The following is a 21640-nucleotide window of genomic DNA, read 5'->3' as shown; positions in this document are numbered from 1 at the left end:
CCAGCCGTGACCAGTACCAACCGCCGCACCCGTGCCGTCGCGCTCGCCGCCGCCCTGACGCTCGGCCTGCTCGCCGGTTGCTCACCGGGCAGCCCGACCGCGCCGGCGCCGACGGTGTCCACCTCGACGGCGTCCGCTGCGCCGGTCGCCGTCGACTTTGCCCCGCTGGAGCGGGAGTTCGACGCCCGGCTCGGCGTGTACGCGATCGACACCGGCAGCGGCAGCACCGTCACGCACCGGGCCGACGAGCGCTTCGCGTACGCCTCGACCTTCAAGGCGCTCGCCGCCGGTGCGGTGCTCGCCGCGACCTCGACCGACGAACTCGACCAGGTCGTCACCTACTCCCGCGACGACCTGGTCACCTACTCGCCGATCACCGAGCGGCACGTCGACACCGGCCTGTCGCTGCGCGCGGTCGCCGACGCCGCGGTGCGCTACAGCGACAACACCGCCGGGAACCTGCTGCTCAAGCAGCTCGGCGGCCCCGCTGGCTTCAAGCAGGCACTGCGCGACCTCGGCGACGAGGTCACCGAGCCGGTGCGGTGGGAGACCGAACTGAACGCGTACGTCCCGGGCGAGCGCCGCGACACCAGCACGCCCCGCGCCCTGGCCACCACCTTGCGGGCGTACGCGGTCGACGACGTCCTCTACCCGGAGGACCGGGCCGTGCTGGTCGACTGGCTCAAGCGCAACACCACCGGCGACAAGACGATCCGGGCCGGGGTGCCGGACGGTTGGGCGGTGGGTGACAAGACCGGCTCGGCCGACCACGGCACCCGCAACGACATCGCGGTCATCTGGCCGCCGGACCGGGCACCGATCGTGCTGGCCGTGCTCTCCGACCGGGCTGAGCCCGACGCCGAGCGCGACGACGCCCTGCTCGCCCGGGCCGCCGAGCTCACCCTCGAGGCGCTGAGCTGAGTCGGCCCCTTGGGCGGGTACCGGCCACCAGGTGACCGTGACGGTCGTCCTGGTGGCCGGTACCCGGTCGCTGGCTCGGGTTCGTATGAGGCCCGGTTCCGGCCGCGCCGCCGGACGGCTCGCTGGCCGGGACCGGGCGACCGTCAGGGGGTCGGGACCGTGGCGGGCCCGGTCAGGTCGAAGTTGGCGGTGACCGGGGTATGCCTGATCCGCAGGGGTTGCGCCTCGGACACCTGCTCGGCGTTGGGGAACCAGCGGCTGGGCACGTGGGCGCAGTCGCACCGCAGCAGCACCCGCTGCCCCGGCAGCAGCCGCAGCGTGTAGTCGGCACCGACATCGACCACCCCCGTCACGTCGCCGGTACGCGCGTGGAAGGCGATCACCTGGGAGTAGTTCGGCATCTCGTCGACGGCGATGGTGCCGCTGACCACGGTGCCCGCGACGAGCTTCTGGTTGCTGGTGACTGTCGTGCCCGTCCGGACCCGTACGGTGTCGGCCTTCCTGCGGTCGGCCACCCCGCCGGACCACTGGCTGGCCAGTCCGTAACCGGTGTAGTACAACGGCCAGCGGTACGGTCCGAGGCCGGTGAGCGTGTACCGGCCGTCGTCGTCGGTGATGACGCCGTAGTCGCTGTACTTGGGATGCGGGACCACCGGCAGGGGCAGGACGTATCCGAAGTAGACCGGGGTGCCGTCCGCCGCGCGGGTGACCCGACCGGTGACCGTGCCCGGCGGATCGAAGTGGACCGTCGGGGCGGTGACCGTCCGGCCCGGACGCACGTGGATGGTCACGCCGCGCTCCCGCTGGCCGGTGCCGCCGTACCGACCGACCCACTGCATGCCGTGCTGCGCGTTGTCGTAGGGCTCGGCGAGCAGGTGATAGCGGCCGGGTGGCACGTTGCTGGCGAGCACGTCGCCACCGTCGACTCCGGTGCAGCCGCCGTGCCGGCCGTCCTGCACCTCGCCGAGAAACACGACGGTGAGCCGGTCGCGGTCGACGGGGACCAGGGACACACACCCGCGCACGGCGGCCCCGGTGGCCCTGTCGCGCAAACTGGTCCGCACCTCGCCGGGGGTGGTGGCGACACTGCCGCGACCGGCTGCCTGCCGGTGGGACGCGACGACGAACGTGGACGTGGACGGCGCGGCGGCGGTGGCGCGCGGAGCGGCGGCGGACTGGGCGAGCCCGGGACTGGCCGTGGCGGGCAGCGGGAGGCTGACGATGAGCAGGGCGACGGTGAGGGGAATGGCGTGACGTGGTGACCGCGACATCGGCGGGGTCCTCTCCACCCGGCGGACGAAACCCACTCACGGTAGCGGGCGTGACGGACCCGTCACGCGTTGTGTCGGGAGGTGGTCAGGGGATCGGCCACTCGTGGACCGGCCGGTTGCTGTGCATCAGCTCCACGTAGTGCCGGACCACCTGACGCAGCGCGTCCGGGCGGTCCAGCTGGTCGGTCGACTCCAGCCGGTGCAGCGTCGCCACCTGCCAGGTGGCGCCGTTGCGGCCGGTGAGGCAGCGTTGCTCGATGATGCCGAGCAACCGGTCCCGCTCGTCCGGCTCGACACCCCAGCGGTCCAGACCGTGGTGAGCCAGGGGCAGCAGGCGACGCAGCACCAACTCGGCGACCGGCAGATAGCCCAGCCCGGGCCAGAAGACGTGGGCGTCGATGCCGTGCCGCGCGCAGGTGTTGAAGTTCTCCTCGGCCGCGCTGAACGACATCTGCGACCACAGCGGCCGGTCGGCCTCGGCGAGCGCCCGGACCAGTCCGAAGTAGAACGCCCCGTTGGCGATGGTGTCCAGCACGGTCGGTCCGGCCGGCAGGACCCGGTTCTCCACCCGCAGGTGCGGCCGCCCCCGCAGCACGTCGTAGACCGGCCGGTTCCACCGGTAGATGGTGCCGTTGTGCAGCCGCAACTCGGCCAGGGTCGGTACACCTCCGGCGGCGAGCGTCTCGGACGGGTCCTCCGGATCGCAGACCGGAAGCAGCGCCGGGAAGAAGCGCACGTTCTCCTCGAAAAGGTCGAACACGGAGGTGATCCAGCGTTCACCGAACCAGACCCGGGGGCGTACGCCCTGGGTCTTGATCTCCTCGGGTCGGGTGTCGGTGGCCTGCTGGAACAGTGGGATCCGGGTCTCGCGCCACAGTTCCCGGCCGAAGAACAGCGGCGAGTTCGCGCCGAGCGCCACCTGGATCCCGGCGATGGCCTGGGCGGCGTTCCAGTAGTCGGCGAACTGGCCGGGACCGACCTGAAGGTGGAACTGGGTGCTGGTGCACGCCGCCTCCGGCGTGATCGTGTCGGCGGTGACCGCGAGCCGCTCCACCCCGTTGATGGCGATCCGCAGATCCTCACCCCGGGCCGCGAAGATCTGCTCGTTGAGCAGCGCGTAACGGGGATTGGCCGACAGGGTGGCAGCGGTCAGGTGCTCCGGCAGCACGGTCGGCAGAATGCCGATCATGACCAGCTGCGCGCCAACCGTGCGGGCCCGCTGATCGGCCGAGTTCAGGGCGGCGCGTACGTGCTCCTCGAACTCGGCGGTGCCGGTGCCGGCCAACCGCCGCGGCGCGACGTTGATCTCGACGTTGAACTGGCCGAGTTCGGTCTGGAAGCTCGGGTCGGCCACGGCCCGCAACACGTCGGCGTTGCGCATCGCCGGCATCGACTCGGCGTCGACCAGGTTGAGTTCGATCTCCAACCCGGTCATCGGCCGGTCGACGTCGAACCGGGACTCGCGCAGCATCTCGGCGAAGACGTCGAGACAGCGGCGCACCTTGTCCCGGTAGCGAGCCCGATCCTGGCGGCTGAAGGTCTGTACGCCGACTTCCTCGCCCATAGGTCACCACCCTGTCACCGCTGGTACCCCGAACGTCGCACGTCCATGCCACCTGCGGAAGTCGGGACCGGTCGGGTGGTCCGTAGCATGGCCGTCGTGCGTGACAAGGTGACCCGACTGTTCGTGATGGCGGCGATCGCGGAGGCGATCTCCTGGGCTGGCCTGCTGGCCGGGATGGTGGTCAAGTACGGCCCGCCCGGCAACGAGCTGGGGGTGCAGGTCTTCGGTCCGATCCACGGCGTGCTCTTCGTCGCCTACGGGGTGCTGGTGCTGGCGGTGGCCCGGGTACACCGGTGGAGCCTGCTGGCCACGTTCGTGGCGCTGGCCTGCGCGGTGCCGCCGTTCGCCACCGTGGTCTTCGAGCGTTGGGCGCGGCGGCGGGGGATGCTCGACGTCACCGAGCCGGCCCCGGAGCCCGCCCCGGTCGGCTGAGAGCGAGCCGGCCCGGGCCCCCGACACCCCGCGGTCGACCCGCGCCGTCGGCGTTGCCGGACGGTCGCACGGCCGCCTCAGGTCACCGCCGTGCAGGCGGCCACCGTGGTGAGGACCAGCACGCCCAGCACCGCCTGAAGCAGCAGCGGGGGCCCCAGATGCGACCACATGGTGGCCGTACGTGGCCGGAGCAACTGCCCGGTGGTGAGGTTGACGATCCGTTCGATCTTCGGTGCCAGGTCGGGGTCGCCCTGGTCGCGCAGGGTCAGCTGGACGTGGTCGGCCGGATGCAGAGCACTCTGCGGCAGGTGCCCGTGCAACTCCACCTCGTAGAGCCGGCCGTCGGCGTCGCGCAGGCGAACCGGGGTGACCAGGTACTCGGGGCCCTTCTTCAGCTCCTTGAAGCTGCGCCGGCCCGTCCCGGAACCGGCCGAGAGCAGGGCCCGCACCAGCTTGGCCAGCAGGCCCGCCACGCCGGCCGCGGCGAGCACCACCACCAGCACCGGCTGCCCCACCCGCACCTCCCGGGGGTAGCCGTCCATCAGGCGCACGATCTGCGCGGTGAGGATCCGCCCGGTGGGGTGCAGGCTGCGCCGGGAGTACGATGTCGCGTCCATTTCACCACCCAGAGTCCGCCTACGCCTACAGATCGTATCGATCCTCCGAGTTGAACGACGTGAATGAAAACCGGTCACGCGGTTGCCGGCAGGTGACAAGCACCGTGCCGCGGGTAAGCGGTGGGCCGAGCTGGAAAGGGGTCGAGCATGCAGCTGTCCTTCCTGCGCCCGCTGTACCAGCGTCCAGGCCCGTGGTGCTCGGTGTACCTGGACGCCTCCCTGGACACCGAGGACGCGCACGCGGCACTCGATCTGCGCTGGCGTGGCCTGCAACGGCAACTGGCCGAGCAGGGGGCGGACGAGCCGACGATCGCCGCCATTGACCGGGTGGTCCGGGGACACGACCCGATGCCCGGCGACTACGGGCTGGCGGTGTTCGGTGCCCGGGGACAGGTGGTGCTCTCCGAGTACCTGTCCGCCCCGCCGCGTCGGGATCTGGCCGCGTACGCCCCGCTGCCGCATGTGATGCCGCTGCTGGCGCAGCGCGGCGAGCAGGTGGCGTGGGTGCGGGTCCTGGCCGACCGCACCGGTGCCGACGCCATGTCGGTAAGCGCCGGCGGAGTGCCCCGGCGGGCGCACGTCGCCGGCCGGGAAAGCTATCAGCTACGCCGGGTCAAGCCCGGCGGCTGGTCCCAGTCGCGCTACCAGCGGGCCGCGATGGAGGCCTGGCATCACAACGCCGGTGACGTCACCGCCGCGACCGTCGAGCTGGCCGAGCGGGTGGGCGCCGAGGTGGTGGTGGTGGCCGGCGACGTCCGCGCCACCGGCATGATCGCCGCCCAGATGCCGGACCGCTGGCAGGACATGGTGGTACGCACCGACGCCGGTTCGCGGGCCGGCGGTGCCGACCAGACCCTGCTGGACGACCTGACCGTGCAGACCATCGCCGAGGTGGCCGACCAGCGGGTGAACGCGGCGCTGGACCGCTTCGGCACGCAGGAGGACGTCGGCGCCGGCCTCGACGCCGTGGTGGCCGCGTTGCAGCGCAACCAGGTCGACACGATGCTTATCGTCGACGACCCGTCGGCCGACGGCCAGCTCTGGATCGGCCCGGCGGCCACCGACATCGCCACCGAGCCGGATCAGCTGGCCACGGTCGCCGAACCGGAGCGGGTCCGGGCCGACGCGGCGCTGGTGCGTGCCCTGGTGGGCACCGACGCCGAGCTGACCGTGCTCGGACCGGACGAGGCCCCGCAGCTGGTGGACGGAGTGGGCGCGGTGCTGCGCTACGTCGACCAGGTCACCCCGGGACGGGGCGGTGCCTGACCCGAGCGTCGCTGACGCGGTGGTCGGCCGGCTGCTGGCCTGGCGGATTCCGCGGGTCTTCGGTCACCCGGAGGAGGCGGTCGCGGCACTGGTCGAGGCGCTCGACGCGACCGGTGGCGACCCGGAGTTCGTGCCTGCCCGCGACGCGGTCAGCGCCGCTGTCATGGCGGCCGGCCACGCCCGGTTCGCCGGCGGGCCGGGCGTCTGCCTGGCGGCCGGCGCAGTGGCCGCCGCAGGCCTGCTCGCCGGGCTCGACGCCGCCCGCCGCGCCGGGCTGCCGGTGCTCGCCGTCGTCGCCGAGCCCGGCCCGGTCCCGGACGACGAGGTGGGTGTCACGACGCGACTGCTCGCCGAGGTGTGCCACGGCGTCCGGTACGCCGCCGACCCGGTGCGGGTGCCGGAGCTGGTGGACGAGGCGCTGCGCGCCGCGTCGCGCGGTGGCGGCCCGGTGGGCCTCGTGCTGCCGTACCGGCCGGCGGACGACCGGAGGCGGGCCGCGTCCCCGGCCACCGGGTTCGCCGCGCGGCTGGTGCTCGACGAGATGTCCACCCGGCTGCCGCCGACCGCGACGGTGGTCGTCGACGGCACCCTGCCGATGACCGGCCTCGCGCACCCCCCGGGCGCACCCGGCGACGTCGGCGTGGGTCCGACCGGGTTGTCCGGCGGCGGCGTCGTGATGGGTCCGACCGGGTTGTCCGGCGGTGCGTTGCCGTACGCCGTCGCCGTGAAGCTGGCCGCCCCCGACCAGCCGGTGGTCGCCCTGGTCGCCGACGACGGGATGCGCGCGCACGGGCTGGCCGAGCTGGTCACCATCGCCCGGCGGCGACCGGCGTGGCCCGATCCGCGCCTGGTGGTGCTGGTGTGCAACACCCGGTCCGGTCATGCCCGGCATCTGGATCCGGCCCGGCCGGTCACCGACGACGTCCCCTACGCCGGCTGGGCCCGGTTGCTCGGCCTGCACGGGGTGCGCGTCGACCGGCCGGAGCTGGTCGGCGCGGCCTGGGACGAGGCGCTGAACGCCGACCGGCCGTGCGTGCTGGAGGTGGTGACGGACGCGCTGACCCGCGGCTCGTGGAACCGTCTCACCGCCCCGACGGTCGAGGTTGACGCGCAACGCCCCCTCGCGGCCCCTTACGCCACCTGACCTCGCATTCCCCGACACGTCGGGAAGTGCGACAACATCGGGGATGTTGCTGCCTCAGGCGACGTGCGACGGCGAGAAAGCAAAATCCCGATGTTGCTGGCCAGTGCTGGTGCACCGGCGATGGGCGGGTGGTCGGTGTCGGGGGGAAGGGGCAAGATCCCCTGATTGATGCCGCCCGGTGGGGAGATGCCCTGTTTAACCCGCATCGTGGCGGGAAGCCGGGCCGCGTGGTGAGCGATCGAGGCAAGGTGGGGCCGGTGCGCAAGGTGCGCCCGGGACTGACGGCGGCCGGGGCCGGCATGGCCGGCGACCGCGTCGTCGCGGTCGGCAGCACCGCCCGGATCCTGGTCGCGGCCACCGCCCGCGCCATGCGCGGCAGCGACTGCGCCGACCTCGGACACGCCGGGCCGGTGTCCCGTTTCGCCGGTACGCCCGACCCGGTGCGGCGGGCGGCGGCGATCCGCTCCGCCGGCCGGATCGCCCTCACCGCCGGGCAGGCCGCCGAGGTCGACGCGGAGCGGGTCGCCCGATGGTTCGTCGACCAGTACCCGCGTCGCCGGTATCCCGGGGTGTTGCTGGGTTCCCCGCACGGCGGCGTCGCGCATCTGGCGGTGGCGCTGGGCATGCCCTGGCTGCCCGCCGGGTTCGAGATGGTCGCGCACTGGCCGCAGGGCGCGGTGGACCGGCCCCGTGCCGCCCTGGACCACGGCGCGGCGCTCGCCGGACGGGTGCTCGCCGGCAACCCCGACCTACATGTACGGCAGGTGCACTGCCCGGCCAGCCGAGGTGCGCTGGCCGGGGCGACGGTGGCGCTGACCGGCCGCTGGCGGACGCTGCCGGCGGCGTACCGCAGCTTCCTGACCGACCGGCTGGCACCCGGCGCGCCGGTGCTGGTGCTGCGGGACACCCGGACCTGGCCGGTGGTCGACGCCGCCGACGGACACAGCTTCCAACTCGGCTGCCCGGCCAGCGGCCTGAACCCGGTGGACTTCCATCCCGACAGCCATGCCCTGCGGCAGGTGCTGCGCTCGACCGGCGGTGACAGCGCGCACTGGGAACCACCGGAGATCTCCGCCCCGCCCGCCGCCGCCGAACACGGCGTGGAGTCCGGTTTCGACCGGGGCGTACGTGACTGGACCGCTCGGCACGGTCATCCGTTGCACCAGATCCTGGTGCCCACGCCGGAGGCGCTCAGCGCGGCCACCGCGGACCTGTACCGACGTTGGCTGCGGGCCGCCGGCAAGACCGGTGACCGGCTGGTGGTCGAGTGCGGGCGACTGCTCGACCCCTGGCAGGTGCTCCGGGCCGGGCTGGTGCCGTACTGGTGCGAGAACGCCACCCGGCGCAGCGTCGAGCAGGTGGAGTGGTGGCTGGCCGGAAGTGAGTCGTTCACCTCGATCGACGTGCTGCCGGAGCCACCCGGCGTACGCTCACCGGCGCTGGCCGGGTTGCCGCAGTGGCTGGCGGTCGCCGGTTTCGGCCGGCGGCGGCGGGCCCTTGACCGCACCTCGGCGCGCGGCTACCCGGTCACCTCGGTGCCCACCCGCAGGGCCACCGAGGTGCTCCGCGCCCAGCCGTACGACCTGCCCAACCCGGCGCCGCTGGCGACCGGCGAGGCCCTGGCCGCGCTGCGCGACGGCGGCGGCCACCACGGCCTGCTGATCTGTTGAGACCGGGCTGACGAAACATCCTCGCGAACCCGTGATCCCGTGATTGAGTACCTACGGAGCGGGAACACCGCCGGCTGCGACAGGCTGATCACCTTGCGTGGCGCGGCGCCGTCGCCCGCTGGCATCCCAGTCACGTAACCCAGTCACAGGCCCGTGCGTGCCTACGCGCGTGCCCGGTGTCGGTGAATCCGGGCGGGGTCCTTCCCGAGGGAGGCGCGGATGTTCGGACAGACCACCACAACCACACCACCACCCACCGATCGGGGGTTGGAGGACCTCGACGCTGCGGCGCTGGCGTACGCGGCGCGGATCGAAGGGCTACCGCCGGAGCGTCGCCAGGAGGCCCGCGACGACCTGGTCCGGTTCGCGTTGCCGTTCGCGGGCCGGTTGGCCCGCCGCTACCGGGGACGCGGGGAACCGCTTGAGGATCTGGAGCAGGTGGCCCGTCTGGGGCTGGTCAACGCCGTCGACCGGTACGACCCGGAACGGGGTTCCTTCACCGCGTACGCGGCAATCACCATCGTGGGTGAGATCAAACGCCATTTCCGGGACCGCACCTGGGGCGTGCATGTGCCCCGCCGGCTGCGCGACCTGATCCTGGAGGTCGGACAGGCGACGGCGGCACTGACCAGTGAGCTGTCTCGGGCGCCTACCGTGGCCGAGCTGTCGAAACGGCTGGAGACGCCGGAGGCGGAGATCCTCGCCGCGCTGGAGTCGGCGGCCGGCTACAGCCCGGCGTCGCTCAACGCGCCGGTCGGCGGGGAGAGTTCGGCGGAGTTCGGCGACCTGGTCGGCGAGTCGGACATCGCGCTGGAGTCGGTCGACGACCGGGTGACCGTCAGCGGCCTGCTGCACCGGCTGCCCTGGCGGGAGCGGCGGATCCTGGCCATGCGGTTCTACGGCAACCAGACCCAGGCCGAGATCGCGGCCCGCTTCGGCATCTCCCAGATGCACGTGTCCCGGCTGCTGTCCAGGGCGCTGACCTGGCTGCGCCAGGCGATGCTCGCCGACGCGCCACCGCCGTGGCAGAACGGTCCCGCCGAGTCCGAGGCGGCCAACCAGGCGCGCGCCGCGGCTCCGGTACGCGGGCGCTGACCGACCATCAGGGAACGTCGTCGGGGCGGCACCGAGTGGTGCCGCCCCGACGGTACGCGTGGGTCATCAGTTCTGCGGGGTGTCACCGTGCCCGCGCGGATGTCGCCACCGGTCGTTGGGCTGCGCGTCGCGCTGCGCGCCCAGCGGGTTGTCCTCCGGCTCGTCGGTCTCCTCGAAGCTCGGCCGGCGTACCTCCTCCGGCTCCGGCACGTCGACCGGCCGGGCACCGGACTGCGGCGCGGGCTGGTACGCGACCGCCTCCCGCGCGCCGTGCGCCCCCTCGGCACTCGGTGATTCCGGCATGTGCACCTCCCGGTGGATCTCGTCGCGGAACTCCTGCGGCGGTTTCGTGGTGCGCTGTGGAAGGTCACGGCCCAGGTCGGAGACGAGCTCGCCGTACTTGGCGTCGAACGCGGGCCGTTCCGAGCGGATCCGGGGCATCCGGTCGAAGTTGCGCAGCGGTGGCGGGCAGGTGGTGGCCCACTCCAGGGAGTTGCCGAAGCCCCAGGGATCGTCCACGGTCACCTCGGCGCCGTAGCGCCAGGACTTCCAGGCGTTCCACATGAAGAACAGGGTGGACGCGCCGAGTACGAACGCGAAGATGCTGGAGATGGTGTTCAGCGTGGTGAACCCGTCGGTGGGCAGATAGTCGGCGTACCGCCGGGGCATGCCCTCGTTGCCGAGCCAGTGGTGCACCAGGAAGGTGCCGTGGAAGCCGATGAACATGGTCCAGAAATGCAGCTTGCCGAGCCGCTCGTCGAGCAGGCGCCCGGTCATCTTCGGCCACCAGAAGTAGAAGCCGGCGAAGAGCGCGAAGACCACCGTGCCGAAGACGACGTAGTGGAAGTGGGCGACCACGAAGTAGCTGTCGTGGGTGTGCCAGTCGGCCGGCGGGCTGGCCAGCAGCACGCCGGTCAACCCGCCGAGCAGGAAGGTCACCAGGAAGCCGATGGCGAACAGCATCGGCGTCTCGAAGGTGAGCTGTCCCTTCCACATGGTGCCGATCCAGTTGAAGAACTTCACCCCGGTGGGCACCGCGATCAGGTAGCTCAGGATGCTGAAGAACGGCAGCAGCACCTGGCCGGTGGCGAACATGTGGTGCGCCCAGACCGTCATCGACAGCACGGTGATCGCGATGGTGGCCAGCACCAGCCCGGTGTAGCCGAAGATCGGCTTGCGGGAGAAGACCGGGATGACCTCGGTGATGATGCCGAAGAAGGGCAGCGCGATGATGTAGACCTCGGGGTGACCGAAGAACCAGAACAGGTGCTGCCACAGCATCGGCCCGGCGGTGTCGGGGTTGAACACCTGCGCGTCGAGCAGTCGGTCGGCGCTCAGCGCCAGCAGCGCGGCGGCCAGCAGCGGGAAGACCAGGATCACCAGCACGCTTGTGAAGAGCATGTTCCAGGTGAAGATCGGCATCCGGAACATGGTCATGCCCGGCGCGCGCAGGGTCAGGATCGTGGTGATCAGGTTGACCGCGCCGAGGATGGTACCCAGGCCGGACACCACCAGGCCGATCACCCACATGTTCGCGCCTACGCCGGGGGAGTGCTCGACGGTGCTCAGTGGCGTGTACGCGGTCCAGCCGAAGTCGGCCGAGCCGCCCGGGGTCAGGAACCCGCCGACCACCATCAGCCCGCCGAAGAGGTAGAGCCAGTAGGCCAGCGCGTTGAGTCGGGGGAACGACACGTCCGGGGCGCCGATCTGGATCGGCACGATGTAGTTGGCGAAGCCGAACGCCGCCGGGGTGGCGAACAGCAGCAGCATCACCGCGCCGTGCGAGGTGAAGAGCTGGTTGTACTGCTCCGGGGCGAGGAACTGCAGACCGGGCCGGGCCAACTCGGCGCGGATGACCATGGCCTCGATCCCGGCCAGCACGAAGAAGCCGAACGAGGTCAGCAGGTAGAGCAGACCGATCTGCTTGTGGTCGGTGGTGGCCAGGAACCTGACCAGCTTTCCGCCCGGAAGCGGCCTGCGCAGCGGTCCGGGATAGCCGCCGAACCGGGCCGGGGCGAGGATCGCCGGGCCCCGGTCCTGTCCGGGTTCGGTGGTTACCCGTTTGGGCATGAGCGCTCACCTGCGTTGACGACGGATAAGGACGGGCGTGGCTACCCACCCCGTCGACCATGTAACCAGGCGAGAGCGGTAATTTCGGTCAATTCGCCGGTAGCGTGGCCCAGACGGCCTTTCCGTCGCCGGCCGGGGCACTGCCCCAGCGGTCGGCCAGCTCGCGTACCAGCAGCAGCCCCCGACCACCCTCGTCGCGCTGCCCGGCCGCGCCGGGCCGGGCCGCCGCACTGCTGCCGTCGACCACGGCCAGGTGCAGCCAGGGCCGCCGTAGGGTCACCGTGACCTGCATCGGGGTGCCCGCGTGCCGAACCACGTTGCCGACCAGCTCGCTGAGCACCACCGAGGCCGGGCCGACCGCCTCGGGCAGGTTCCACCGGGCACAGGCGTCGACCACCAGTTCCCGGGCCCGCCGGCAGGCCGCCGCGACCGGGTCCAGGCGCAGCCGCAGTCGGGTCACCGCCGACGCGTCGGCCACCTGGCTCGCCTCGTCGCAGTTGTCCCGCACCGGCACCACCCGGCAGGCCGTCGACCCGGCCAGCAGCGCGGCGGCGTCCGGGTGCGGCGCGCAGAGCACCAGCGGCACGACCGGCCAACCCGCGGCACGGCGCGCCACGGCGGCGAAGACCGACACCGCCAGCTGTTCCCGCACGTCCAGCTCGGTCAGGTCCACCACCAGCGCGTCGGGCTGTCGGGCCAGACATTCCTCCAGGAACGCGTACACCTGACGCATCGAGATCATGTCGAGGGTGCCGGCGAGGCGTACGACGGTGACGTGTGCTCCGTCGTGCACCTGGCAGCTGATCCGGCTGGCCATCTCCACCCTCGTCTCGGCGATGTCGCAGAGACTGGCAGGTACCCGGCCCCCCACCGGCTGAAACGCCACGGTGGGGCCGGACACGTCACGCCGCGGCGACCTGCCGTCGCGGCAGTCGGTGCTGCAACTCCGCCAGCGGGGGTCGCTCCTCCACGGCGACGTCGCTGACCACGATCTCCCGGTCCAGGTTCGGCAGCGCGTCCGAGCCGCCCCGGCGGAACTGGGTCAGCAGGGCGGTGGGCAGCACCTCCGAATTCGCCCAGCCCCGTCGTTGCAACCGGGACCAGGCGGTGAGCATGATCTGGGCGGACATCCGGCCCAGCGCGGCGGTGTCCTGGTGCCGGTGCTTACGCTCGCCGAGATCCACCTGGGCCAGCGCGTCCAACCCGACGAGTTCGAGCAGGTCGATCAGCATGGCGGTCTCGACGCCGTAGCCGGAGACGAACGGCACCCGGGCCAGCACCTCCCGGCGGCCGGCGTACTCACCGGCGAGGGGCTGCACGAAACCGGCCAGTTCCGGCCAGAACAGGTTCAGCATCGGCCGGGCCATCAGCTCGGTCACCCGGCCGCCGCCGTCGGCCTCCACCCCGCTGGTGCTGACCAGGGGCCGGTGGTAGAAGCCCTTGACGAAATCGACCGACGGGTCGGTCAGCAGCGGGCCGAGCAGCCCGGTGACGAAGTGCGGCCGAAACTCGCGCAGGTCGGCGTCGACGAAGGCCACCACGTCGCCCTCCGCCGCGGCCAGGCCGGCCCAGAGCGCGTCGCCCTTGCCGGTCAACCGGGGCAGCCCGCGGGTCATCGCGTCCTGGCTGACCACCTCGGCGCCGGCGGCCCGGGCCACCGCGGCGGTGCCGTCGGTGGACCGCGAGTCGACCACGATCAGCTCGTCGACCAGCGACACCCGGTCCATCAGGTGCTCGCGGATGGTCGCCACGATCGCCCCGACGGTGGCTTGCTCATTGCGCGCCGGCAGCACCACGCTGACCCGGCTGTCTCCCTTGGCCCGAAGGAGTCGTCGGGTCGGCCAGTCGGCCGCCGAGGTGGTCCGATAGGTGGCCCAGGCCTCCACCACCGGCGAGACCAGAGATTCGTTGTTGCGCACAGGCACCCCCTCGTCGGCGGGAAGACCGGAAGATGGATTTCCCAGCACCCCGCACGCTAATCGGATCGGTCCCCCAGCTTGATCACCACTGTGCTCCAGCCACGTTCCCAGCTGATGAACCTTTGATTGCGCCTCGCCGGTCATCCCAATTTCCGCGATCTTGCACTTCTGGTCGCCCTTATGCGCCGGACATCCCTTATGTCTAGGCAGAAAGTGCAAGATCGCGCGAATTCGGGAGGGCGGGCGGGACGTTCAAGATCGGTTAGGTCGCGTACCGTTGCGGCTCATGGGTGTGTCGCAACGGTTGAAGACCAGGTTTCGCCGGTTCCTCCAGCGCCCGGGGACGACCGTCGATCTGGCTCCGCTGGAGAAGCTGCTGCCGGTCATCGAGGCCCGCGAGGAGGAGATCTCGGCGTTCGACGACGCCGAACTCACCGAGGCGGCGGCTGCGGCGTCGAGCTACGAGGAGATCTGTGCGCTCGGCCGCGAGGCGGCCCGCCGCGGCATCGACCAGCGTCCGTACGATGTCCAGCTGCTGGGTGCCATGTCGCTGCTCTCCGGCAAGGTCGCCGAGATGGCCACCGGTGAGGGCAAGACGCTCACCGCGGCGATCGCCGCCTACGGCCACGTCCGGCTCGGCAACGGGCCGGTGCACGTGCTGACCGTCAACGACTACCTGGCCCGCCGCGACGCCCAGTGGATGGAGCCGATCTACACCCTGCTCGGGCTCAAGGTCGGCTGGGTCAACGAGGCGTCCACCCCGGTCGAACGGCGTGCCGCGTACGCCTGCGACGTCACCTACGTCTCGGTGAGCGAGGCCGGCTTCGACTTCCTCCGCGACCAGCTCGTCACCGACATCGAGGACCGGGTGCAGCGGCCGCTGCGTGCCGCGATCGTCGACGAGGCCGACTCGATCCTGATCGACGAGGCCCGGGTGCCGATGGTCCTCGCCGGCTCGGTGCCCGGCGAGCAGGACCCGGTCCACGCCGCTGCCGGGCTGGTACGCGGCCTGCGCAAGGGCAAGCACTACACGGTGGCCGAGGACGGCCGCAGTGTGGCCTTCACCTCCGCCGGTCTGGCCGCCGTCGAGGCCAAGCTCGGCATCGACCTGTACGACGAGGAGAACGTCGAGCAGCTCTCCGCGGTCAACGTGGCGCTGCACGCGCACGCCCTGCTGCACCGGGACGTGGACTACATCGTCCGGGACGGCACGGTCGAGCTGATCGACGAGATGCGGGGCCGGGTGGCCCAGCGCCGCCGCTGGCCCGACGGGCTCCAGGCGGCGGTCGAGGCCAAGGAGGGGCTGGACGCCACGGCCGAGGGCGAGGTGCTGGGCACCATCGCCGTGCAGGCGTACGTCGGGCTCTACCCGGTGGTCTGCGGCATGACCGCCACCGCGGTGCTCGTCGGTGACCAGTTGCGGGAGTTCTTCGGCCTGGAGGTCGCGGTGATCCCGCCGAACACCCCGTGCGTGCGGGTCGACGAGCCGGACCGCATCTACGCCACCCGGGCGGAGAAGGAGGAGGCGCTGATCGACGAGATCCGGCGCTGCCACGCCGACGGGCGCCCGGTGCTGGTCGGCACGCTTGACGTCAAGGAGTCCGAGCAGTTGGCGGCCGGGCTCAACGCCGCCGGGGTGCCGTGCGTGGTGCTCAACGCGAAGAACGACGACGAGGAAGCGGCGATCATCGCCGAGGCCGGCGCGTACGGCGCGGTCACCGTCTCCACCCAGATGGCCGGCCGGGGCGTGGACATCCGTCTCGGTGGCAGCGACCAGGTCGACCGGGAGCGGGTGGCCGAACTCGGCGGCCTCTACGTGATCGGCAGCGGTCGGCACGACAGCCGTCGCGTGGACGACCAGCTGCGTGGCCGGGCCGGTCGCCAGGGCGACCCCGGTGGCTCGGTCTTCTACGTCAGCCTGGAGGACGACCTGGTCGTCCGTCACGCCGGTGACACCGTGCCGCCGTCGCCTCGGATGAACGCCGACGGCCTGGTCACCGACCCGCAGGTGGACTACGCCGTCGAGCACGCCCAGCGGGTCGCGGAAGGGGTCAACCACGAGATCCACCGCAACACCTGGCGCTACAGCGTGGTCGTCGAGCAGCAGCGCAAGGCCCTCGCCGAGCGGCGGGAGCGGCTGCTCACCAGCGACGTCGCGGCCCTGATGCTGCTGGACAAGATGCCGGAGAAGGCCGGCGAGATGGACGAGGACCTGCTGGCCCAGGTGGCCCGGTCGATCGCCCTCTACCACCTCGACCGGCTGTGGGCGTCGCACCTGGCCGAGCTGTCGGAGGTCCGCGAGGGCGTGCACCTGCGGGCCCTGGGGCGGCTCGATCCGCTCGACGAGTTCCACCGGGCCGCGGTGCCGGCGTTCACCGACCTGGTACCGGCGATCGAGGCGCGTACCCTCGCCACCTTCGCCGAGACCGAGTTCGACGAGGACTGGGAGCCCGACGCGGCGGAACTGGTCCGCCCGAGCGCCACCTGGACGTACCTCGTGCACGACAACCCGTTCGGCTCCGAGCTGGACCGGCTGATCGCCTCGGTCGGCCGGCGGCTCAGCGGGGCCGGCTCACGCTGAGTCGTCCGGTCCGGCCCACCCCTCCCGGCGGCACCCGTACCCTGGAGGGGCCCCGGTTTGCGCCGTTTCGACCATTGTTGGCGCGGGTAGTAGGGCGATCGTGATGTCGAGGGGCGGCTCCAGCGTGAGGGCCCAGCCGAGGAGGAGACGGGTGACGACGCTGACCGGGCGTACGGGAGTCGCGGGCCGGTGAACCTGGAGACGCGTACGCCGCTGGCGGAGACCCTCGGCGTGTTGGAGACGGCTGCCCTGCTGCGGGAGTTGACCGCCGGGCTGATCGCCGTGGACGACTTCGACGTGGCACTGTCCGCGCTGGTCCGGATCACCCGGGACGCCCTGGCGGGGGTCGCCTGGTGCGGCTTCACCGCCCTGCGGGCCGGTGAGCCGGCCGGCGTGGCCGCCTCCGATCCGCGACTGAGCGGGCTGGACGACCTGCGGTACGGACCGGACACCCCGGCGATGGACGCGATCCGCCGCCGGGAGATGGTCGGCGCGGAGGAACTGAGCGCAGAACCACGCTGGCCGGACTGGACGCCCCGGGCCCGCGAACTGGGCGTACGCGGGGTCATCTCGGCGCCCGTCGACATCGACGACCAGGTGATCGGCGCGGTGAACCTGTACGCCGCCGAACCCGACGCGCTGACCCCCGGTCACCAGTTGACCGCGATGCTGCTGGCCGAACACGCCGGCCTGCTGCTGGCGGCGGTCCGCGACCGGGAGAAGCGCGCCGCGCTGACCGGGCAGCAGGACAGCGCGCTGCTCAATGACGGCGTGATCGGCCAGGCCGTCGGCGTCATCATGACCCAGCGCGGCTGCCCGGCCGAGGACGCCCTCGACGTGCTGCGCAGCGCGGCGTCCTCGCTGTCGATCCCGCTACGGGAGGTGGCGGAGCGACTCGTCAGCACGGTCTCCCGGCCCCGGGACAACTGACCGGGGCGTGTCGTTTCGCCCGGGTGGCGCCCGGGTAGCACCCTGGACTGATGGACTGAACCTATCCAGGGGGACACGATGCAGAGCCGGCTGCGGGTGCAGGGACATCCCATCCAACCGATGCTTGTGACTTTTCCGTACGGGCTCTTCGTCTGTGCCGTCATCTTCGACTCCGCCGACGTGGTCGGCGGCCCGGTCTTCCTCGGCGAGGTCGGTTACTGGACGGCGGTGGCCGCCCTGGTGACCGCCGCGTTGACTGCGGTGGCCGGGATGGTCGACCTGTGGGACGTGCCGCCCGACCGGACCCGGCACACCGCTATCAGCTTCAACGTCGTCAACGCCGGCATGGCCGGGCTGTTCCTGCTCTCCTGCCTGGTCCGGGCGGACGCGACGAACCGCGGTGCCTCACCGGCGCTGCTGGCCGTCGAAGTGCTCGCCCTCGCCGTCGGTGGGGTGGGCGTACGTCTCGGCGCGCGGCTGATGCGTCACTTCGACGCCACCCGGCCCGAGGCGACCAGCGTCGAGCTCGTACGCGGCGTGGACGCCCCCACCGTCGGGGTCGTACGGCCCCGTCCGTAGGCACGGCCCGATTCCCCGGGCTGCGGGCCCGACGGCGTCGGCGGCCGACGCTCCGGCGGGACGGCGTCGGATAAGGCGTTGCCGGAGCGGGCTCGGCCGGACACGCTGACACCCGTGCCGCGAGAGACGAGCTTCGAGGATCTGATCGCCGAGGGGGCCGCCGCCCCGGTCGAGGGGTGGGCGTTCGACTGGCTCGCCGGGCGGGCCACCGAGGAACGCCCACCCTGGGGTTACGCGCGGCTGGTGGCGGCGCGGATGACGGGCGTCGACGCGGCGTTGGACATCGACACCGGCGGGGGAGAGGTGCTGGCCGAGGTACCCCACCCACCCCCGCTGCTGGTCGCCACCGAGGCGTGGCCGCCGAACGTGCTGGTGGCGTGGGCCAACCTGGCTCCGCTCGGGGCGAGCGTGGTGGCGGTGAAGGGGGACGCCCCACTGCCGTTCCGCGCCGCCGCCTTCGATCTGGTGGTCAGCCGGCATCCGGTGCGCACTGACTGGCCCGAGGTGGCGCGGGTGCTGCGCCCGGGCGGTACGTTCCTGTCCCAGCAGATCGGCCCCGGGACCGTACGCGAACTCAGCGAGGCGATCCTCGGCCCGCTGCCGCCGCCGGCGCATCGCCATCCGGAGCACGCGGTGGCCGCCGCTCAGGCAGCCGGCCTGACCGTGGTGGACCTGCGCGAGGCGACGCTGCGGACGGTCTTCCACGACATCGGCGCGGTGGTCTGGTTCCTCCGGAAGGTGATCTGGACGGTGCCCGGCTTCACCGTGGCGGCGCACCGACCCGCGCTGCGGCGCCTGCACGATCGGATCCGCGCCGAGGGCACCTTCGTCGCCCACGCCCGCCGCTTTTTCATCGAGGCCAGAGCGTAGGCACCTGGTGCGGTGTCCAAAAACCGCACTAGCTGGAGCGCAGGAGTGTGAGCATCTCGGGCAGGTCGAAGAACTCGGCCGTGGCCACCGCGGACGGATTGCCGCCGTCGGGGTCGGCACCCGCGTCGAGCAACGCGCGTACCGCCTCGGCGTTGCTGCGGAACACCGCCGCGGCCAGCGCCGTCTGGCCCCGGTCGTTGGCGCGGGAGTGATCGGCTCCCCGGTCGAGCAGCGCGCGAACCGTCTCCGGGTGGGCGTGATACGCCGCCAGGATCAGCAGGCTGTCACCCTTCTGGTTGGTCAGGTTGACCGGTAGCCCCGCGTCGACGTACCCGGCGAGTTCCGTGGTCGCGCCGTCGCGCGCCAGGTCGAACATCCGGTGCGCGAATTCCAGGGTCTCGGCGTCGAGTTCGTCGCTCACCGGTCCAGGTTAGTCGGCGCCGCCGCACCGCTCGCGACCGCCAGCCGACCAGCTGATCTTCGCCGGCCGCTGTCCCGTTGGCGTGACGGTCGTGGCGTGGGAGCGCGAACAGCCGACGTCACGCCGGGTACGGACATCCCGCCCCGAAGGCCGCGAACGGCGTGGACCACCCCCCGTATCAGGTCAACTTGGCGACTCTGCTGTAATCATCTGGCCTCGTACGCAGAGCGAGCGGACGGCTCCGATGTGTCGGTCAATTGTCACATTCATGCAACGCAGCCGCCCCTTGACCCTCGCACGGGCGCCGGGAAGCATCGATAGAGCGGCGTCCCGGGGCCGTGGGGAATACCCGGACCAGCCAAGGAGGACCATGTCGGTCAGCCCCGCTTCGTCGCGCGCCGGATGGCATACGTCCCAACCCGCGGTGCCCGGTCGACCCCCCGGCGGTCAGCGTCGTCCCGCCAACACCGCCGCTCCCGTGCTGACGGTCACCCTCTCCATTCCCCTGGCGTGCGAGGAGTCGCTGACGCCGGCCGCGCGCCGGCTGCTCGACGCGGCACGGGAGATGCTGGAGCGGGGCGAGGGCACCATCACCACCGTCGGCCCGGTCGTACCGGAACGCCGCGGCGAGACCGTGCCGGCGGGTCGTACACCCTCGCGACAGCTCGCGCCCGCCATTCCCGCCCTGCACATCCTGGCGTCCTCTCGTTCGGTGCTGCGCGACGGCGAGCCGTTGCCGCTGACCCGGCTGGAGTTCGATCTGCTGCTGCACCTGGTCGCGAATCCCCGGCGGGTCTTCACCCGGCTCCAGCTGCTCAACGCCGTCTGGGGTTACGAGCACGCTGGCGTACGCACGGTCGACGTGCACGTGCGTCGGCTACGCGGCAAGGTCGGCGTGGACGTTCCGCTGGTCACCACCGTCTACGGCGTCGGCTACCGGTTGGCCGACGACGCCAGGGTCACCCTCGACCGCGCCGGCTGACTGCGCCGCGCCGTCCTGGCCCGGGCACGGTCGGCGGGCCTCGTCGGACGCGAGGACCGGTGCGCGGTTGCGGGTCAGCGCGGCCGGGGCGGGCATGGCGGCACCGACCGGCGGGCACCATGGTCGGATGCGTGTGTGCGTCCCATTTCACCGCCGCTCCTGGTCAGCGAGCTGTCCGAGCGGCTGGCCGGCGCGGTGTCGACCGGACGGCTGCGGGTGGCGGTGGACGGTGCTCCGGCCGCCCGCCCCGACCAGTTGGCCGACGCCCTGGTCGATCCACTGCGCGCCCTCGGCCACCCGGTGCTGCACGTGCGGGCCGACGAATTCCTGCGCCCCGCCTCGCTGCGCCTGGAACGGGGCCGAACCAACTCGGATTCGTACTACGAGGGCTGGGTCGACGAGGCCGGCCTGCGGCGGGAGGTACTGGACCCGGCGGGGCCGGACGGGCACGGAAGGGTGCTGCCCTCGCTCTGGGACGCCCGGGCGGACCGGGCCAGCCGGGCCGGCTACGTCGACCTGCCACCCGGCGGGGTGGTACTGGTCAGCGGCGCGTTCCTGCTCGGCGGCGGGCTGGCGTTCGACGTCGTCGTACACCTGGAGATGACGGCCGCCGCGTTGCGTCGGCGGACCGACTCCGAACTGGCCTGGACCCTGCCCGCGTTCGACCGGTACGCCACCGAGGTGGCCCCCGCCAGCTTCGCCGACGTGGTGGTCCGGGTCGACGACCCGCGTCGCCCGGCGTTGGTGGAATCCGTCGACGGCCCGGTTTGAGTCGTCGACAACGAGGGTAAACGCGGGGCTCACAGCGCCCGGGTGCGATGACTTGGGCGGTATGACCGGGTGCGGACCGACCCGCCCGGGGAGACCATAAGGCCCAGGAAAGGCAGGCAGCGATGCTCGTCCACGACACGGTCGGCACGGGCCGATCCCAGGCGGAGATCGACCAGATCCGGCTCTCCCTGCAGGCCCGCCACGACGAGCTGACCGAGGAGTACCAGCAGGCGGTGCAGCAGAGCCAGGTGCTGCGGCTCGTCGAGGTCGGCGACACCGCCGGCGACGACCAGGCCGACAGCGGCACCAAGACGGCCGAGCGGGACACTGCGCAGTCGCTGCTGCGGACCATCCTGGACCGTCGCGCCCAGTACGAACACGCCCTCGCGCGGCTCGCGGAGGGCACCTACGGCTTCTGTGAGGGCTGCACCGCGCCGATCCCGGTCGAACGGCTGGAGATCTTCCCGTCGGCCACCACCTGCGTCACCTGCAAGCAGACGCGCGAGCGTCGGGCGGCCTGACCCGCAACGGTTGCCG

Annotated in this window: 20 protein-coding genes; 13 read left to right on the top strand and 7 right to left on the bottom strand. The window is 72.1% G+C overall.

What is annotated here, in order from left to right:
- Positions 1–6: 6 nt before the first annotated feature.
- Positions 7–921, top strand: coding sequence for a class A beta-lactamase (gene bla / locus AB0J93_RS08495; protein WP_363919563.1), 915 nt, complete (start codon positions 7–9; stop codon positions 919–921).
- 143 nt (positions 922–1064) lie between these two features.
- Here bla and AB0J93_RS08490 read toward each other — a convergent pair whose 3' ends face one another.
- Positions 1065–2192 (bottom strand): hypothetical protein, encoded by a 1128-nt coding sequence (locus tag AB0J93_RS08490; protein ID WP_363919561.1) that lies wholly within the window; start codon positions 2190–2192, stop codon positions 1065–1067.
- An 85-nt stretch (positions 2193–2277) separates the two neighbouring features.
- Entirely contained in the window at positions 2278–3756 is a 1479-nt protein-coding gene (locus tag AB0J93_RS08485; RefSeq protein ID WP_363919559.1) for a glutamate--cysteine ligase, read from the bottom strand.
- An 87-nt stretch (positions 3757–3843) separates the two neighbouring features.
- On the opposite strand from AB0J93_RS08485, the gene AB0J93_RS08480 reads away from it, so the two are divergent.
- Positions 3844–4188, top strand: coding sequence for a DUF3817 domain-containing protein (locus AB0J93_RS08480; RefSeq protein ID WP_363919557.1), 345 nt, complete (start codon positions 3844–3846; stop codon positions 4186–4188).
- A gap of 77 nt (positions 4189–4265) precedes the next feature.
- On the opposite strand, the gene AB0J93_RS08475 is transcribed toward AB0J93_RS08480, so the two are convergent.
- Positions 4266–4805 carry a hypothetical protein gene (locus tag AB0J93_RS08475; RefSeq protein WP_363919555.1) on the bottom strand — a complete coding sequence of 180 codons (540 nt, stop codon included), beginning with the start codon at positions 4803–4805 and terminating at the stop codon, positions 4266–4268.
- 147 nt (positions 4806–4952) lie between these two features.
- Between AB0J93_RS08475 and AB0J93_RS08470 the strand changes: the two genes are divergently transcribed.
- From AB0J93_RS08470 to AB0J93_RS08455, 4 genes are all read left to right on the top strand, one after another.
- Positions 4953–6071 carry a Vms1/Ankzf1 family peptidyl-tRNA hydrolase gene (locus tag AB0J93_RS08470; protein ID WP_363919553.1) on the top strand — a complete coding sequence of 373 codons (1119 nt, stop codon included), beginning with the start codon at positions 4953–4955 and terminating at the stop codon, positions 6069–6071.
- Positions 6064–7215 carry a thiamine pyrophosphate-binding protein gene (locus AB0J93_RS08465; RefSeq protein ID WP_363919551.1) on the top strand — a complete coding sequence of 384 codons (1152 nt, stop codon included), beginning with the start codon at positions 6064–6066 and terminating at the stop codon, positions 7213–7215. The genes AB0J93_RS08470 and AB0J93_RS08465 overlap by 8 nt, the downstream gene beginning before the upstream one ends.
- 299 nt (positions 7216–7514) lie before the next feature.
- Positions 7515–8885, top strand: coding sequence for a hypothetical protein (locus AB0J93_RS08460; RefSeq protein ID WP_363920223.1), 1371 nt, complete (start codon positions 7515–7517; stop codon positions 8883–8885).
- Between the two features lie 219 nt (positions 8886–9104).
- Positions 9105–9980 carry a SigB/SigF/SigG family RNA polymerase sigma factor gene (locus AB0J93_RS08455; protein WP_363919549.1) on the top strand — a complete coding sequence of 292 codons (876 nt, stop codon included), beginning with the start codon at positions 9105–9107 and terminating at the stop codon, positions 9978–9980.
- A 66-nt stretch (positions 9981–10046) separates the two neighbouring features.
- Here the strand turns inward: AB0J93_RS08455 and ctaD are convergent, their stop codons facing one another.
- The 3 genes from ctaD to AB0J93_RS08440 form a co-directional block, all read right to left on the bottom strand.
- The gene (gene ctaD / locus AB0J93_RS08450; protein WP_363919547.1) at positions 10047–12050 is read right to left on the bottom strand and encodes a cytochrome c oxidase subunit I; all 2004 of its coding nucleotides are present in this window, start codon (positions 12048–12050) and stop codon (positions 10047–10049) included.
- Between the two features lie 88 nt (positions 12051–12138).
- Complete coding sequence (locus AB0J93_RS08445) at positions 12139–12867, bottom strand: ATP-binding protein (RefSeq protein WP_363919545.1); 729 nt, start codon at positions 12865–12867, stop codon at positions 12139–12141.
- A gap of 85 nt (positions 12868–12952) precedes the next feature.
- Complete coding sequence (locus tag AB0J93_RS08440; protein WP_363920221.1) at positions 12953–13936, bottom strand: glucosyl-3-phosphoglycerate synthase; 984 nt, start codon at positions 13934–13936, stop codon at positions 12953–12955.
- A gap of 319 nt (positions 13937–14255) precedes the next feature.
- Between AB0J93_RS08440 and secA2 the strand changes: the two genes are divergently transcribed.
- The 4 genes from secA2 to AB0J93_RS08420 all read left to right on the top strand — a co-directional run bounded on the left by secA2 (position 14256) and on the right by AB0J93_RS08420 (position 18929).
- The gene (secA2, locus tag AB0J93_RS08435; protein ID WP_363919543.1) at positions 14256–16550 is read left to right on the top strand and encodes an accessory Sec system translocase SecA2; all 2295 of its coding nucleotides are present in this window, start codon (positions 14256–14258) and stop codon (positions 16548–16550) included.
- A gap of 189 nt (positions 16551–16739) precedes the next feature.
- Positions 16740–17480, top strand: a complete 741-nt coding sequence (locus AB0J93_RS08430; RefSeq protein ID WP_363919541.1) for a GAF and ANTAR domain-containing protein — start codon at positions 16740–16742, stop codon at positions 17478–17480.
- 78 nt (positions 17481–17558) lie between these two features.
- Positions 17559–18059, top strand: a complete 501-nt coding sequence (locus tag AB0J93_RS08425; RefSeq protein ID WP_363919539.1) for a DUF2231 domain-containing protein — start codon at positions 17559–17561, stop codon at positions 18057–18059.
- Positions 18060–18173: 114 nt separating this feature from the next.
- Positions 18174–18929: a class I SAM-dependent methyltransferase gene (locus AB0J93_RS08420; protein ID WP_363919538.1), complete on the top strand. Its 756-nt coding sequence runs from the start codon at positions 18174–18176 to the stop codon at positions 18927–18929.
- A 28-nt stretch (positions 18930–18957) separates the two neighbouring features.
- On the opposite strand, the gene AB0J93_RS08415 is transcribed toward AB0J93_RS08420, so the two are convergent.
- Positions 18958–19350, bottom strand: coding sequence for an ankyrin repeat domain-containing protein (locus AB0J93_RS08415; protein ID WP_363919536.1), 393 nt, complete (start codon positions 19348–19350; stop codon positions 18958–18960).
- Positions 19351–19720: 370 nt separating this feature from the next.
- Here AB0J93_RS08415 and AB0J93_RS08410 point away from each other — a divergent pair, with 370 nt between their 5' ends.
- The 3 genes from AB0J93_RS08410 to AB0J93_RS08400 all read left to right on the top strand — a co-directional run bounded on the left by AB0J93_RS08410 (position 19721) and on the right by AB0J93_RS08400 (position 21624).
- Entirely contained in the window at positions 19721–20332 is a 612-nt protein-coding gene (locus AB0J93_RS08410) for a winged helix-turn-helix domain-containing protein (RefSeq protein WP_363919534.1), read from the top strand.
- Between the two features lie 135 nt (positions 20333–20467).
- A complete protein-coding gene (locus AB0J93_RS08405) occupies positions 20468–21103 on the top strand; it encodes a uridine kinase (protein ID WP_363919532.1) in 636 nt (211 codons plus the stop codon).
- Between the two features lie 122 nt (positions 21104–21225).
- Positions 21226–21624: a TraR/DksA C4-type zinc finger protein gene (locus tag AB0J93_RS08400; protein ID WP_363919530.1), complete on the top strand. Its 399-nt coding sequence runs from the start codon at positions 21226–21228 to the stop codon at positions 21622–21624.
- The last annotated feature ends 16 nt before the right edge of the window (positions 21625–21640 follow it).

It is taken from the genome of Micromonospora sp. NPDC049374, assembly GCF_040677165.1.
In the GTDB taxonomy this organism is placed as follows: domain Bacteria; phylum Actinomycetota; class Actinomycetes; order Mycobacteriales; family Micromonosporaceae; genus Micromonospora.
Note: the sequence above shows the minus strand (reverse complement) of the source record. Positions and strands in the feature narration are given on the sequence as shown.